The organism is Georgenia deserti (genome assembly GCF_042680605.1).
GTDB lineage: Bacteria > Actinomycetota > Actinomycetes > Actinomycetales > Actinomycetaceae > Allobogoriella > Allobogoriella deserti.
In genome coordinates, this window is the sequence record NZ_JBHUEE010000002.1 from 117,508 (window position 1) to 132,217 (window position 14,710).

Sequence of the window (14,710 nt, forward strand, 5' to 3'; positions counted from 1 at the left end):
CAGACTCGTCGCCGTGATCAGTCAGGACCGCCACGCATGACCCGTACCGCCGGCGCGCACTCGGCCCTCGTCATCATCCCCGCCCGGGGTGGCTCCCAGGGTGTCCCGCTCAAGAACCTGCAGCGCGTGGACGGCATCACGCTGGTCGGTCGCGCGGTGCACACGGCGACCGCGTGCGGCTCGGTCAGTTCGGTGATCGTCTCGACCGATCACGACGAGATCGCCGCGGAGGCGCGCTCGCACGGCGCCCGGGTCGTCACCAGACCCCAGGAGATCGCCGGGGGAACCGCGTCCTCGGAGTCGGCCCTGCTGCACGTGCTCGACCAGCTCGAGGCCTCCGGTGAGTCGGTCCCGGCGGTGACCGTGCTGTTGCAGGCGACCTCGCCGTTCATCGACCCCCAGGACCTCGACACCGCGGTGCGCCGGGTGCTCGACGACGAGCTCGACGTCGTCGTGGCGGTCTCGCGCACCTTCGACTTCCAGTGGCGCCTCGACGGCGACCAGGCCTCGCCGGTGGGGCACTCGACCGACTACCGCCCACGCCGCCAGGAGCGCGCCCCGCACTACCGGGAGACCGGCGCGTTCTATGTCATGCGCACCGCCGGTTTTCGCGAGCGTCAGGTGCGGTTCTTCGGCCGGATCGGGCTGCAGCCGTCGGCCCCGGAGTGGGCGCTGGAGATCGACGAGCCGCGCGACCTCTGGCTCGCCCGGCAGCTGGTCGGCCAGCCGGACGCCGCCGCGCTCGAACCGGAGACCACCGGCGGTGCCGAGGTCGCCTCGGCCCTCGATGTCGACGCGCTGGTGACCGACTTCGATGGCGTGCACACCGACGACGCCGCCTGGGTGGACCAGGACGGCACGGAACAGGTCCGTGTGACCCGCGGTGACGGGATGGGGATCTCGCTGCTGCGGCGTCAGGTGGGCATCCCGGTCCTCATCCTCTCCACCGAGACGAACCCGGTCGTGGCCGCACGCGCGGCGAAGCTTCGGGTGGACGTGCGTCACGGCGTCGACGACAAGGCTGCCGCGCTGCGCGACTGGATCGCGGACCACGGCCTGGACCCGGCACGGGTCGCCTACGTCGGCAACGACGTCAACGACCTGGCCGCCATGGCGGTGGTCGGATGGCCGGTCGCGGTCGCCGACGCCCGCCCGGAGGCTCTCGCAGCCGCGCGAATCGTGCTCTCCCGGCCCGGCGGGAAGGGCGCGGTGCGCGAGGTGTGCGACCGTATACTCGCAAGCCGCCCGACTGCCGCCGGTCCGGGCACCGGCGCACCGACCACGCCAGTTCCGGGCCAGGAATCCCCGGGGCCCACAGAATCCTTCCGGAAGGACGTTTGACCATGACGGCGACCACCACGCAGCCGGCACCCGTCGCGATCGGCGAGCACCTCGTCGGGCCGAACCAGCCCGTGTACGTGATCGGTGAGATCGGCATCAACCACAACGGCGACGTCGAGAACGCGAAGAAGCTCATCGACGTCGCCGCCGAGGCGGGCGCGCAGGCCGTCAAGTTCCAGAAGCGCACGCCGGAGATCTCCACCCCGAAGGATCAGCGCGACAAGATCCGGCAGACGCCGTGGGGCGAGATGACCTACCTCGAGTACAAGTACAAGGTCGAGTTCGAGGAAGCCGAGTACTCCGAGATCGCCTCCTACGCCAAGGAGCAGGGGATGCAGTGGTTTGCCTCCCCGTGGGACGTGCCGTCGGTGGAGTTCCTCCAGAAGTTCGACATCCCGGTCTACAAGGTGGCCTCGGCCTCGGTCACCGACCACGAGCTGCTGCGCGCGATGAAGGACACCGGCAAGCCGGTCATCCTCTCGACCGGTATGTCGACCCTGGAGCAGATCGACGCCGCCGTCGACATCCTCGGCACGGACAAGCTCATCATCCTGCACTCGACGTCCACCTACCCCCTGCCGCCGGAGGAGGCCAACCTCCGCGCCATCCACACCCTGCAGGAGCGGTACGGGGTGCCGGTCGGCTACTCGGGCCACGAGACCGGCCTGCAGATCTCCATCGCGGCGGTCGCGCTGGGCGCTGTCGCGGTCGAGCGGCACATCACCCTTGACCGGGCCATGTGGGGTTCGGATCAGGCGGCCTCCCTCGAGCCCAAGGGCATCGAGAACCTGGTCCGCGACATCCGTATCCTCGAGCAGGCCCTGGGCGACGGTGACAAGCGGGTCATGCCGGGCGAGTTCTCGAAGCTGTCGAGCCTGCGCCGCATCGACGCCTGAGGTCGGCCGGCGGGCCCGGAGCCACCCGCGCTCCGGCCGGCGAGCGGGGACCACGACAGTGACCCACATGGTTGAGCACACGGAGCAGCAGTCGAGGACCGAGGACTCGGCGACGCTACCCGGGGTGACGGTCATCGCGACCGTGCGGGACGAGGAGCCCTACCTCGCCGCCGCGGTGCGCTCCATTCTCGACCAGGACTACGTGGGCGACCTGCGCATGGTGCTCGCCGTCGGTCCCTCGCACGATCGCACGCGCGAGATCGCTGACGAGCTGGCAGCCGTCGATCCCCGGCTGCTCGTCGTGGACAACCCCTCGGGGTCCCGCTCCGCCGGCCTGAACACCAGCCTCAGCCACGCCGCCGACGACCACGAGATCGTCGTCCGCATCGACGGTCACACGGTGTTCGAGCCCACCTATGTCCGGCGAGCGGTGCGGATCATGCTCGAGGCGGGCGCCGACGGCGCCGGTGGGATCATGTACCCGGTCGGTGACTCCCCCACCCAGGAGGCCGTCGCGCGGGCGATGAGCCATCCGGCCGGACTCGGGGGCGCCTCATTCCACGTCGGTGGCGAGCCGGGGCCTGCGGACACCGTCTACCTCGGGGCCTTCCGGAAGTCGGCGATCGAGCAGGCCGGCGGGTTCGACCACGGGATCGTGCGCGGCGAGGACTGGGAGTTGTGCCTGCGCATGCGCCGGCGAGGCTCCCTGCTGTGGTTCGACCCGACGCTGCAGGTCACCTACCGGCCCCGGCGCCGACTCCGGGAGATCGCCAAGCAGTTCTGGCGCACCGGCATGTGGCGGCGGGAGATCGTCCGCCGCCATCCCGAGACGGCGAACTTCCGCTACCTGGCCCCGCCGGCGGCCGTCGTCGGCCTCGCCCTGGGACTTGCCGCGACAGTGGTCGGGCCCGTCGTCGGCTCCGGCCCCGTGGCGGTCGGTGGTGTGGCGGTTCTCGCGACCTACGTCCTCGGCGAGATCGGGGCCGCGCTGCATGCCGCGGCCCGTCGGCCGCGGCTGAGCTGGCGCGCCACGGTACGCCTACCGGCTGTGCTCGTCGTCATGCACCTCAGCTGGGGTGCGGGGTTCCTGCGTGGTGTCACGGCCCGCGCAGCCTCCGACCACCGCACGTAGGTCAGCGGGCGGGTCGGGCCAGCCGCTTGCTCAGCCCGACCGGCAGCAGTGAACGCAGCTGCGTACGCAGGTGACCCACCCGCGAGATCGGCCGCAGGTCCCGCGTCGGCAGCGCGCCCGCTCGCCGTGCCGCCGCCAGTTCCGCCACGGCCCGGGGCAGCTCGGAGGGCGCGGTGTGCAGATAGTTCTGCTCGAGCCAGTCGGGATCAGGCCGTGGCCCGCCGCGGGCCAGCAGGTCCGGCACGTCCACGAGGGGTGCCAGGCAGCCGCTGCCGGCGAACGGCTCGTTCAGCAGCTCCTCGGCGATCCCGAAGTCACTGACCAGGACGGTGGGCAGGCCGAGGGCCAGTGACTCGAGGGCTGCCGTCGAGCTGACCGTGACCAGCGCGGCGTCCGGCGTGAGCCAGGTGTGCATCGGGCCGTCGACGAACCGCAGCGCCGCGTGGGGATGCCCGAGCCGGTGGTGCTCGGCACGCCACAGCACCTCGTACGGGTGGTTCTCGTTGTGGGTCTGCCGTTCCCCGGCCCGCGCCCGGAGCTTGATCACGACCTCGTAGCCGGCGGCCGCGACGTCGGCCAGGCCGGCGAGCACGGCGAGCCGCTGCTGACGGACCGCCGGGACGATCGACTGTGGGGCGAACACCACCCGCCGTACCTTGCCGGCGGCCTCGCCGTCACGGAGGAACGGCAAACGGGACAGCACGATCCGCGGCTCCGCTCCCCGGGCGGTGAACCGATCCCGGTAGGCGGCCGCCTCGGCGCGGGAGTGCACGATGAACGCGTCGGACCACCGCCGGTAGGCGACCCCTAAGTCGGTGGCGGGCAGCGCCATCCCCGGCAGACCGGAGATCAGGACCGGACGTGGCCGCACGCCCGCCCCGGCACACGCGCGGGCGATCATCTCGGACACGGGGCCGGTGGCTCCGACGAGCACGACGTCGGGTACGTGCCGGGCGACCACGCGGCGTAGCCCGCCCGGCCCTGTCCGGATCGGCGCGGCGATCGCGGTGCCGGCGACCGCCGCCTCGACCTGCGGCGGAGTCGGCGCCAGCGGCGAGCGGACGATGACGACGGACCGTGCGCTGATCCCGCCGGTGCCGTCGTCGAGGGCGTCCAGTGTGCTGCACGCCCATTTCAGGTACGAGTCGCTGTCGACGACGGCGAGCACGGACACCACGCCGGGCAGTCTCTCACGGCCGGTCAGGGCTGCCGGGACCGCACGGCGTCGAGGGCACGGAGCAGGCGGCTGCGCTCGAGCAGGTAGCCGGTGGCCGGATGACGCACCGCCCGCCCGGCGGCCCGGCGACCGCGGTCCGCGACCGTCCGCCGGCCGCCGCCGGGCAGGTCGAGGGCCGCCAACCGTGCCGGATCGAACCACCGCTCCCGCTGCTGGTCCGGGCACGCGGTGAGGAATCGCGCGGCGTCACCGCGCAGCCACGGCAGATCGTCCGGGCGCGCCACGTACCCCAGCGCGGCGGCGAGCTGGGCCATCGGCGCCTCCGGGGCCGGGAGCGATGCGGCGGTCCGCTCGATGTCCGGGAACGCTCGGGCGGGGACGGCGTACTCGATGGAGAGCCACGGGATCTGCTCGGCGTGGTCCGGGCTGTGCCAGACGTCGGCGAGTCGCTGAGCGAGCGCCGGCGGGAGCCGTTCCGAAGCCGGACGGTACACCTCGGCGCGCGCCGAGCAGAGCGTGAGGCTCGCCCCCGGGAGGAGCTCGGCGAGGGTCCGCGCAGGTGGATGCTGCAGGGACGGGACGACGAGGTGCGGGCGCGGTCCGAGTCCCCAGCGCACATGGAAAAGGCGTGCGAGCATCGCGGCGGTACCCGCGGTCCCGGCGCGCCACGCCGCCGGTTCGACCGGGTCGAGCAACGCCGCCAGGTCATCGCCTCCGGCGGTCTCCGTCTCCCGACCGGGGCCGCTGTGAGACCGCGGGTCCCAGGCGAAGCCCGGAACCTCGCCGGAGGCGAGGACGTGCACCGGCGCACCGTCGAGCAGGCCGGCCTCGGCGGCGGCTGTCAGGACGGTGGTGTCCCGCCGGTCACCGAGCACGACGACGTGGTCGGTGGGTGCCGGAGGCGGGGGCGGCGGCACCGGGGTCCGCACGTACCGTTCGGGCAGACCGTGCCGGCGGCCTCGTTCCGGCGCGGGCAGAAGTCCGTGCAGCACCCAGGCACGTCCCGGGTGGGTCCGTGCCGCTTCGTGGGCCAGGAGGTCACGCGGCAGGCGCCCGAGGAGCGTGCCGGCCCCGGCGCGCAGCGACTCGCGGGCACCGGCAGGCATCCGGGCCGAGCGGCGCAGGTGGTGACTGAGCAGGTCCACGACGGTGCGGACGAGCTTGGGCAGGAAGCGGTCGGAGTCGGGGTCGTCCTCGACCAAGTCGATCGTCTGCCGCAGGGCCGGGATGACGTCGAGCTGGCGCAGGTCCGTGGTGCGGGAGAGGGAGCCCGGCAGGCCGCGGCGGTAGCAGATGCCCGGCGCGTCGACGACGGCGTAGGAGCCGGCGCGGAGGAACAGGCGCCAGATCCACGGGCGGTCCTCCGCGGTGCGCAGGCCGTCCGGGAACCGCAGCAGGCCGTCCTCGGCGAGGGACCGGTGGAACATGCCGGCCCAGGCGTACGGGTAGTCGACCATGGTGCGTTCGGCCGTCGGGAGAATGCCGGTGCGCGGGTCGAGGGCCACCGACCGCCTGGCCTGCGGAGCTCGGCGGAGGCTCCGTCGTCGCCCGTCGACGGTGGTGTGGTCCACCCGGAGGATGTCGACGGCGAGCTCCTCCATCGCCTCCGCCGCGTACGTCAGGTGCCCGGGGGCGAGCCAGTCGTCGGCGTCGAGGAAGGCCAGGTACCGACCGGTGGTCGCGGCGATGCCCTGGTTACGGGCGCTGGCGAGGCCGACCGGGGTCTCGTTCGTCAGAACGGTCAACCGGGGGATCCGGCCGGTGAAACGGGCGACGATCTCCGGCGTCGCGTCGCGGGAGCCGTCGTCGACCATGACGACCTCGAGGTCGTCCGGATCCTCGACCTGACGGGTCAGGCTGGTCAGCGCGTCCGCGACGTACTCGGCGACGTCGCGTCCCGGCACGACGACGGAGATCCGGGGTCTCGCCACCTTCGCCTCCCCCTCGCTCAGTCCTGGGCCGTCCGGGCCGCCGCCGCCATGGTGAGCACGCTGCGCAGATGACTGCGCAGCGCCGGCGTGGCTGCGGCAGTCCACCAGGCCTCGGGCACGTCCTGCGGCTCGACGCTCACGCCCTTGGGGCCGAGGATGCGGGTCAGCAGCACCGAGGACGTCGAGGGCAGCCCGACCACCCGCTGCCCGGCGCGCAGGCCTTGCAGTCGGAGCTCGACCGGTGCGCCCGGTTCGTCCACGGCGACACCCCGCACCTCGCCCAGCCGGTCCAGGAACGCGCGGGTCTCACGCCGGTGCGGGAAGTAGCGCACCGCGCCGTCGGCGGCGAGCTCGCGCAGCCAGCCGAGGTAGGCGTCGGCGTCGACGAGACCGTCGGCGACCATCCCGGAGCCGATGACGAGCGTGCGCTCGACCGGCGGTGTGCCGGGCAGCTCGGCGCCGGCGAGCCAGGCGAAGGCGTTGACGACGACGCGTACTCCCCGTGCCTCGAGCGCGCCGATGACGTCGGGCTCCAGGGGCATGGCCGTGAAGAGCACGAGCCGCCCGCTGCGGGCCAGCGCGGCGAGACGTCGCGCGGTGAGGCCGCCCAGCGCTCGCCGCGCCCACGGCAGCCGCGGACCGAGGCGCACCACCGGCGTGCCCGCGGTGGCGAGGATACGGGCGAGCTCGACCGTGGCGAGGCCGTCGTCGAGGAGGACCGCGCGCTGCGGGTCACGGCGGCGCAACGAGGTTGCCTGGTAGAGCCCGGAGAACGCGTCGCCGACCAGCTCGACCGGCTCGCCCCGGGCGAACGCCACCCGGGGCCCGGACATGAAGAACCTCAGCCCGTCCGGCAGGCCGACCTCCTCAAGCGTGCGGCGGGCGTCGTCGAGCGCCGGGACGTCCGTGCGGACGTGGATCCGGGTTCGCTCACCCGCCAGCCCCGCCGCATGGGCCTCGACGGCGCCGAGGAGCTGCAGCGGGGACTCGACGAGTCCGCGTGCGTCCACTCAGGCTCCGAAGCCCACGCGGTTGGTCCGCTGCGCCCGCAGCCGCGCGCCCTTCTCCTCGGCCTTGGCACGCAGGTCCCCCTGGAAGCCGGCCATGCGCTCGCGCACGGCCTGCGCGGTCTCGTCGGTCCCGGCGCCGAGGATCCGGGCGGCGAGGAGGCCGGCGTTCCGCGCTCCGCCGATGGAGACGGTGGCGACCGGCACCCCGGCCGGCATCTGCACGATGGACAGCAGGGAGTCCATGCCGTCGAGGTGTTGGAGCGGGACGGGGACGCCGATCACCGGCAGCGGAGTGACAGACGCGAGCATGCCGGGCAGGTGGGCGGCCCCGCCCGCGCCGGCGATGATCACCTGGAGTCCCCGTTCGGCGGCCTGCTCACCGTAGGCGAGCATCTGCTGCGGCATGCGGTGCGCGGAGACGACGTCGACCTCGGTCTCGACGTCGAACTCGGCCAGCACGTCGGCGGCCTCACGCATCACCGGCCAGTCGGAGTCCGACCCCATGACGATCCCGACCGCTGCAGCCATCTGTTCCTCCGTTGGTTCGCCGACGTCTCCACGCCCAGTCTCCCACCGCCGACTCGTCAACTTTGTGCCGACTCGTCAATCCTGTGCCGACTCGTCAATCCTGTGCGCGCATCAGTCCCCGCGCAGCAGCGCGACCGCGCCGTGCGCGGTCCGGCGGGCGGCCTCGAGGTCCGTGCCGGTGACGGTCACATGCCCGAGCTTGCGCCCGGGTCGGACCTCCTTGCCGTACAGGTGCACCTTGGCGTCCGGGAACCGGCGCATCAGCTCCGGGTAGGCGCTGCGCGGGTCGGTGAGCTCCGACCCGAGGAGGTTGACCATCACCGCGTGCGACGCCCTCGGCTCGGTGGCACCGAGCGGCCAGTCCAGGACCGCGCGCAGATGCTGCTCGAACTGGCTCGTCACGGCGCCGTCGATCGTCCAGTGGCCGGAGTTGTGCGGCCGCATGGCGAGCTCGTTGACGACCAGTCCGGGCCTGCCGACGGCCTCGACCTCGAACATCTCGACGGCGAGCACGCCGGTGACGTCCAGGCCGGTGGCGATCTGCTCACCGATCTCCCGTGCCCGCCGGTCGGTCTCCTCGTCGAGATCCGGCGCCGGGGCGAGCACCTCGAAGCACACCCCGTTCTGCTGGACCGTCTGCACCACCGGCCAGGTCCGCACCTCACCACTGGGCCGCCGCGCGACGAGGACGGCGAGCTCGCGGACGAAGGGCACCCGCTCCTCGGCGAGCAGGTGCTGCCCGGGTTCGAGCGCGTCCAGCCAGTCGACCGCCTCGGCCGCGGAGGCCACGACGCGCACCCCTTTGCCGTCGTAGCCGCCGCGGGCGGTCTTGACCACCACCGGCCAGCCCGTCTCGTCCCCGAACCGGTCGAGCTCGGCCGGGGTGGCCACGGCCGCCCACGCCGGGCAGGGCGCCCCGAGCTCGCCGAGCCGGCGCCGCATGACGATCTTGTCCTGGGCGTGCACGAGTGCGTCCGGGCCCGGCCGCACCGGGACGCCGTCGGCCACCAGCGCACCGAGCAGGTCACCCGGGACGTGCTCGTGCTCGAAGGTCAGGACCGCGGCGCCGTCCACGATGCCGCGGACCGCGGCCGAGTCCGACGCCGCACCGACCGGGGCGTCCGGCACGACCTGCGCCGTCGCCACCGTGGGCGATTCCACGAGGACCCGCAGATGGATCCCCAGCGCGATTGCCTGCTGCTGCATCATCCGGGCCAGCTGGCCCCCACCGACGACGGCGACCACGGGTGCACTCACGAGCACCGAGCCTAACCTCGTTACGCTGGGCCGCGTGACGAGGTCCGATCCGCCCGCCCCCGCGCCCGTGACGGCGGACCGACCGGACGCCCCCGCCCGGGCGACCGCACCGGCGGGGTTCGCGACGCGGCTGCGGCGGGGCCAGAGCCTCGGGGCGTGGCTGGCCGAGGTGCTGCGGTTCTGTGCCGTCGGTGGGATGGCGTACGTCGTCGATGTCGGCCTGTTCAACCTGCTGCGCTTCGGACCGGGCGAGCTGCTCGGTGACAGGCCGTTGACGGCGAAGGTGGTCTCGGTCGCCGTCTCCGTCCTGTTCGCCTGGATCGGCAACCGGCGCTGGACGTTCGCCGCCACGCGCCGCACGGCACGGCGACGCGAACTCACGCTGTTCGTCGCCGTGAACATCGGCGGCATGCTCATCGCCGTCGGCTGCCTCGCCGTCAGCCACTACGCCCTGGGGCTGACCTCGCCGCTGGCGGACAACATCGCCGCCAACGGCGTCGGCCTGGTGCTCGGCACCGCCTTCCGCTACGTCTGCTACCGGTACCTCGTCTTCACCGGCCCGGCTCGGAGATGATCGGCTCGCCCCGGCGGGCGGCCCGCAGGGCGCCGGCGACGAGCAGCGCCTGGGCGGCGATGTAGGTCGACATGACGAGGAAACCGTCCAGCGGGATGGTCACTCCGGCGAGGTCGCGCACACCGATCAAGCCGTCGGAGACCACGAACAACGCACCACCGACGGTCCCGTAGACACCGAGCCCGGTCGCCAGGACCGCGGTCACGCAGAGCACGACGGCGTAGACCGCGGCCGGCAGCACCAGGATCCCGCCGGCCAGGACGCACAGACCGATGATGACGACGGCGACCTCGGCGTAGATCGCGATCGGCCAGAACCGGGACAGGCCGGCCGGCGGCGCGGCTCGCCACAGCGGGTAGAACGCGGCGCTGTAGGCGGACAGCGCCAGGAGGAAGCACCCGAGCATGACGACGAACGCGACGTCGCCGGCCAGCAGTTTGGGCAGGCTGTCGCCCAGCCAGGACAGCGCGAGAGCCAGCAGCACATCACGGACGATTCGCCCGCGCACCCCGGAGGTGACGACGGCGAGGGCCAGTGCCGGCATGAGCAGCACCTGGGTGAGGTCGGCCAGGGCGGACCGGTCGGCGAGCTGGGCGGCGAGATGGACGGCCGCCAGGACGGCGAAGACGTGCCACACCGGACGTGTCCACGCGCTCCTCGGTCCGCTCACGCTCACCGCCGCCGGCGCCGCCGCCCGACCGTGACCAGTCCGCCCTGCGGTAGCACCACATCCGGGTCGAGACTGGCCGGGAGCGCGTTGAGAAAGACCGTGAAGATCGGCGGACGGCGTTGGCTGAGCTCCAGGCGCCCGCCGTCGGCGGCGACGAGGTCCTTGGCGAGCGCGAGCCCGATGCCGGTCCCGGAGCCGCCCGAGACGTGCTTGGTGAAGATGTCCGGCGCCACCTCGTCGCTGACGCCCTCCCCCTCGTCCAGCACGTCGATGAACACGCCGCTGTTCTTGCCCTTCCCGGACGCCCGGGCCCGCACGGTCGTGGTGCCGTCGCCGTACTTCAGCGAGTTCTCGATGAGGGTCGCGAGGACCTGTGCGAGCGATCCTGGGGTGGCGAGCACCGAGATCTTCGCGGCGTCCTCGAACACCAGCGGCCGGCCGGCCCGCGCGAACGCCGGCGCCCATTCCTCCTCCTGCTGGGCGAACACCTCGTCGAGGTGGACGGCCTCGGTGGTCCCGCCGGACCCGGACCGTGAGGACTTGAGGAGATCTTCGACCACGCCGGTGAGCCGTTCGACCTGCTCGAGCGAAACCCGGGCCTCCTCCCGGACCTCCTCCTGCTCGGCCAGCGCCAGGATCTCCTCCAGCCGCATCGACAGCGCCGTCAACGGGGTGCGCAGCTGGTGCGAGGCGTCCGCGGCGAACTGCCGCTCCGCGGCCAGGCGCCCGGCCATCCGGTCGGCACTGCGCACCAGCTCCGCCGCCACCAGGTCGATCTCCTCGATCCCGGAGGTCTCCCACCGGGGCCGCGCCTGACCGGAGCCCAGCTGCTCCGCGGAGGCGGCCAGGTAGATCAGGGGTGCCGAGAGCGCGCGCGCCTGGCGGCGCGCCACCACGACGCCGACGGCGAGGGCGATCGCCGCGCCGGCGACGACGAGGATCACCACCTGGACGACGCGCCACTGCACCGCCGCGGCGTCGATCTCCATGCGGACCGTGGCGCCGGAGGGGGTGATCTGCGAGGAGTAGAGCACTCGCCCGTCGATGGCGGGCCCGGCGCGGTACTCGGAGCCGTCCGGGCCGCGCACGATGATCGAGGCCGGGGGCTGCCCCCCGCCGCCGACCCACGGTTCGAGCATCGAGGAGTCGAGGTCCTCGGGCAGGTTGATCCGACGCTCCACGGAACGCCCGAGGGAGGAGACCCGCAGGTCCAGCGTGGCGTTCTCGTTCTCCCAGACGATGAAGCCGCCGAAGACGGCGATCGGGACGCCGAGGATGAGCACCGCCACGGTGACCGCGACGGTGATCATCTGAACGGCGCGACGGCGCACGGCGCGCTACCCGTCGGCGCTGGTGGACTCGAAGCGGAACCCCATCCCGCGGACCGTGGTGATGTACTTCGGGTCGTTGGCGTCGTCGCCGAGCTTGCGGCGCAACCAGGACACGTGCATGTCGAGGGTCTTGGTCGAGCCGGTCGGGTCGGTGCCCCACACCTCCCGCATGAGGGTCTCGCGGCTGACCACCGACCCGGCGTCGCGCACGAGCACCCGCAGCAGGTCGAACTCCTTCGCGGTCAGGTGCATCTCGCGGTTGCCGCGGAAGGCACGGTGGGCGGCGACGTCCACCCGCACGTCCTTCGCGGACAGCTCGTCGTCCTCCGTCACGTCACCGCCGGCCCGGCGCAGCAGCGCGCGGACGCGGGCGAGGAGTTCGGCGAGCCGGAACGGCTTGGTCACGTAGTCGTCGGCGCCGGCGTCCAGACCGACGACGAGATCGACCTCGTCCGCGCGCGCCGTCAGCACGAGGATCGGCACCGACATGCCCTGGCCCCGGATGTGGCGCGCCACGTCGAGGCCGTCCATGTCGGGCAGGCCCAGGTCCAGGACGACGAGATCGACACCGCCGGCGAGATCCTCGATGGCCCCCTTACCGGTGCCGTGGGGACGGACGTCGTAGCCCTCGCGCCCGAGCGCCCGAGCCAGGGGCTCCGCGATGGCGGGATCGTCCTCGACGAGCAGCACATTGGTCACGCGGCGAGTCTAAGCCAGATTCTCAAGAGCAGGTCAAACATCGCCATGATTGCGTGCGGAGGGTGCCATCGCCGCTGGTGGCCGCCCTGCCCGCGCCATGGCCGCGCTCCCCGGGCGGTGGCGCGCCGCTCAGGTCACCGGGGCAGTCGCCGCAGTTCGATCGGCGAGACCTGACCGAGCCCCTGCAGCTCCGCGACCGCGCGCGGGACCATCGTGAATCTCCCGGCCGCCGACGTCCGCGCCAGGGTCTGCGCGCTGGCCGCGTCCATGAGGATCGAGCCGGCCGGGGCGACGTCGACGAGCCGGGAGGCGAGGTTCACAGTGGGGCCGAAGATGTCACCGTGCCGGGAAATGACCCCGCCCCATACGACGGAGGCTCGCACCGGCAGCATGTTCTCCTTGCGCTGGAGCGCCGCGAGCAGGTCGCTGGCGACGTCGGCGGCGGTGGTCAGCTCGTCGGCGACGAACAGGATCGCGTCGCCGATGGTCTTGACCACCCGCGCACCGTGTGTGGTGATGACGTCGCGCGAGGTGTATTCGAAGGTCTGCACCAGGTCCGCGAGTGCCTGCGAGCCGAGCTCGGTCGAGCGGCGCGTGTAGGCGACCATGTCGACGAACCCGACGGCCCGGGTAAGCGGCATGTGGAACGGATCCGTGTCCGGCCGGCCCGTCCCGGTGACCTCGGCCTCGGTGCGCACCATGAGCGCGGCGAGCTGGCGCCGCCAGGAGTAGGTCAGCTGGGACTGCAGGACGTCGACCATCTCCGGCAGCCGGTCGAGGACGACCAGGCGGGCGGAGACGTCGTCGAGCCCGAGCTGACGGGCGATCCCGTCCACCAGGGCCTCGGTCTGCCACAGCACCAGCCGGTCCGTGGTGTGCGACTGGGCACGCAGCAACGAGATCGCCGTCGTCGTGTCGATGCGCTCATCGGAGATGAGCTGGCCCATGACGCGCAGGGCGTTGACGTCGATGTCGCCGAAGGCGACCGCATCGTCCTTGACGTTCGGAAAGCCCATGGCCTTCCAGAACGTCCGGGCGAAGTCGACACTGACGCCCGCTTTCTCGGCAAGCTCGACGATGGTGTACCGGCGGGAGCCGCCGAGGAGCTGCTCGACGGATCCGCGCACGGAGGAATCGTCCGCGCCCGAGGCCTCACCGATGTCGTCCACACCGGGATCGGCCGTGGAGGCGCCACCCGGGTCGGTGTGGTCGTCGACGGTGACCTCGCCGTCCCAGGGATGACGTGCCGGACTCTCGCTCACACCTCGAGGGTAGTGCTGGCCACTGGGAGCCGGCTGGACGCAGTCAGGGAGCCCGCCGAGCGGATCCGGCGGGGTCTCAGCCGGCCGCACGGAGATGGTGCACGTCGCCCGCGGCGACGGCGGTCACCGCCTCGCCGGTGTCGACCAGCAGGTGGCCGTTCCGGTCCAGCCCGACGGCGCGGCCCGACGGTCCCGACCCGCCGGGCAGATCGACGCGCACGTCGGTCCCCAGAGTCGTGCAGGCCGCGGAGACCTCCGCGTGCAGGCCGGCGGTCTCGACGTCGCCGCCCGCCGCGGACCATCGCCGCAGCAGCGGCATGAGCTCGCCGCCGACCGCGTCCAGCACCTCGGGCACCTCGGCCCGGCTGCCGAGCAGCCGCAGCGACGTCGCCCACGGCACCGGCAGCTCCCCCGCGGACTGGGCGACGTTGACCCCGATGCCGGCGACGGCGGCCGGGGGCGGCGTCGGGAGCACCTCGACGAGGATGCCGGCCAGTTTGCGGACGTGGCCCCAACCTTCGACGTCGTCGTCACCGGCGCCGGCGGCCACGACGTCGTTGGGCCACTTGACCGAGACGCCGGCTCCGGGGACCAACGCCGAGGTGGCGCGTTGAACGGCCAGACCGACGAGGAGCGGCAACCACCCGAACGTCTCGGCCGGCACGCCCGGCCGCAGCAGCACGGAGGCCGTCAGCGCCGTCCCGGCGGGCGTCTGCCACGTCCGGCCGGCCCGGCCTCGGCCGGCATCCTGGTGATCGGCGACGAGGACGGCGCCGTGCGGCCAGGCGGGTGGGTCGGCGAGCGCCGCCGCGCGCAGGTCGGCGTTGGTCGAGCCGGTGCGCCCCAGGCGCACCACGCGGGCGAACGGACTGTCCACGGGTAGCACTCTTTCACCTGCTGTC

14 protein-coding genes are annotated in these 14,710 nt (G+C 73.0%); 4 read left to right on the plus strand and 10 right to left on the minus strand.

Annotation, left to right across the window (positions count from 1 at the left end):
* Positions 1-36: 36 nt before the first annotated feature.
* From ACFSE6_RS04225 to ACFSE6_RS04235, 3 genes are all read left to right on the plus strand, one after another.
* Entirely contained in the window at positions 37-1,341 is a 1,305-nt protein-coding gene (locus ACFSE6_RS04225) for a cytidylyltransferase domain-containing protein (protein ID WP_388002491.1), read from the plus strand.
* A gap of 2 nt (positions 1,342-1,343) precedes the next feature.
* Positions 1,344-2,237 (plus strand): N-acetylneuraminate synthase family protein, encoded by an 894-nt coding sequence (locus ACFSE6_RS04230; RefSeq protein WP_388002493.1) that lies wholly within the window; start codon positions 1,344-1,346, stop codon positions 2,235-2,237.
* Between the two features lie 67 nt (positions 2,238-2,304).
* On the plus strand, positions 2,305-3,369 hold the full coding sequence (locus ACFSE6_RS04235; RefSeq protein WP_388002495.1) for a glycosyltransferase family 2 protein: 1,065 nt from the start codon (positions 2,305-2,307) through the stop codon (positions 3,367-3,369).
* A 1-nt stretch (position 3,370) separates the two neighbouring features.
* Here the strand turns inward: ACFSE6_RS04235 and ACFSE6_RS04240 are convergent, their stop codons facing one another.
* From ACFSE6_RS04240 to ACFSE6_RS04260, 5 genes are all read right to left on the minus strand, one after another.
* Positions 3,371-4,546, minus strand: coding sequence for a DUF6716 putative glycosyltransferase (locus ACFSE6_RS04240; protein ID WP_388002497.1), 1,176 nt, complete (start codon positions 4,544-4,546; stop codon positions 3,371-3,373).
* 23 nt (positions 4,547-4,569) lie between these two features.
* Positions 4,570-6,477, minus strand: coding sequence for a glycosyltransferase (locus tag ACFSE6_RS04245; RefSeq protein WP_388002499.1), 1,908 nt, complete (start codon positions 6,475-6,477; stop codon positions 4,570-4,572).
* 17 nt (positions 6,478-6,494) lie between these two features.
* Complete coding sequence (locus tag ACFSE6_RS04250; RefSeq protein ID WP_388002501.1) at positions 6,495-7,487, minus strand: hypothetical protein; 993 nt, start codon at positions 7,485-7,487, stop codon at positions 6,495-6,497.
* On the minus strand, positions 7,488-8,015 hold the full coding sequence (gene purE, locus ACFSE6_RS04255; RefSeq protein ID WP_388002503.1) for a 5-(carboxyamino)imidazole ribonucleotide mutase: 528 nt from the start codon (positions 8,013-8,015) through the stop codon (positions 7,488-7,490).
* Between the two features lie 111 nt (positions 8,016-8,126).
* Positions 8,127-9,272: a 5-(carboxyamino)imidazole ribonucleotide synthase gene (locus ACFSE6_RS04260; protein WP_388002504.1), complete on the minus strand. Its 1,146-nt coding sequence runs from the start codon at positions 9,270-9,272 to the stop codon at positions 8,127-8,129.
* A gap of 34 nt (positions 9,273-9,306) precedes the next feature.
* Here ACFSE6_RS04260 and ACFSE6_RS04265 point away from each other — a divergent pair, with 34 nt between their 5' ends.
* The gene (locus tag ACFSE6_RS04265; RefSeq protein WP_388002506.1) at positions 9,307-9,846 is read left to right on the plus strand and encodes a GtrA family protein; all 540 of its coding nucleotides are present in this window, start codon (positions 9,307-9,309) and stop codon (positions 9,844-9,846) included.
* On the opposite strand, the gene ACFSE6_RS04270 is transcribed toward ACFSE6_RS04265, so the two are convergent.
* The 5 genes from ACFSE6_RS04270 to ACFSE6_RS04290 all read right to left on the minus strand — a co-directional run bounded on the left by ACFSE6_RS04270 (position 9,824) and on the right by ACFSE6_RS04290 (position 14,685).
* On the minus strand, positions 9,824-10,516 hold the full coding sequence (locus ACFSE6_RS04270) for a lysoplasmalogenase family protein (protein WP_388002508.1): 693 nt from the start codon (positions 10,514-10,516) through the stop codon (positions 9,824-9,826). The two genes, ACFSE6_RS04265 and ACFSE6_RS04270, sit on opposite strands and share 23 nt — an antisense overlap.
* A 2-nt stretch (positions 10,517-10,518) precedes the next feature.
* On the minus strand, positions 10,519-11,847 hold the full coding sequence (locus ACFSE6_RS04275) for an ATP-binding protein (protein WP_388002510.1): 1,329 nt from the start codon (positions 11,845-11,847) through the stop codon (positions 10,519-10,521).
* A gap of 6 nt (positions 11,848-11,853) precedes the next feature.
* Complete coding sequence (locus tag ACFSE6_RS04280) at positions 11,854-12,546, minus strand: response regulator transcription factor (RefSeq protein WP_388002512.1); 693 nt, start codon at positions 12,544-12,546, stop codon at positions 11,854-11,856.
* A 134-nt stretch (positions 12,547-12,680) separates the two neighbouring features.
* Positions 12,681-13,808 (minus strand): adenylate/guanylate cyclase domain-containing protein, encoded by a 1,128-nt coding sequence (locus ACFSE6_RS04285; RefSeq protein ID WP_388002514.1) that lies wholly within the window; start codon positions 13,806-13,808, stop codon positions 12,681-12,683.
* 76 nt (positions 13,809-13,884) lie between these two features.
* Positions 13,885-14,685, minus strand: coding sequence for a biotin--[acetyl-CoA-carboxylase] ligase (locus tag ACFSE6_RS04290; protein WP_388002516.1), 801 nt, complete (start codon positions 14,683-14,685; stop codon positions 13,885-13,887).
* Positions 14,686-14,710: the final 25 nt, after the last annotated feature.

Bases quoted from the DNA above. Each gene is read 5' to 3' on its own strand.
- ACFSE6_RS04225 (WP_388002491.1), top strand. From the start codon at position 37: ATGACCCGTACCGCCGGCGCGCACTCGGCCCTCGTCATCATCCCCGCC.
- ACFSE6_RS04230 (WP_388002493.1), top strand. From the start codon at position 1,344: ATGACGGCGACCACCACGCAGCCGGCACCCGTCGCGATCGGCGAGCAC.
- ACFSE6_RS04235 (WP_388002495.1), top strand. From the start codon at position 2,305: ATGGTTGAGCACACGGAGCAGCAGTCGAGGACCGAGGACTCGGCGACG.
- purE (WP_388002503.1), bottom strand. From the start codon at position 8,015: ATGGCTGCAGCGGTCGGGATCGTCATGGGGTCGGACTCCGACTGGCCG.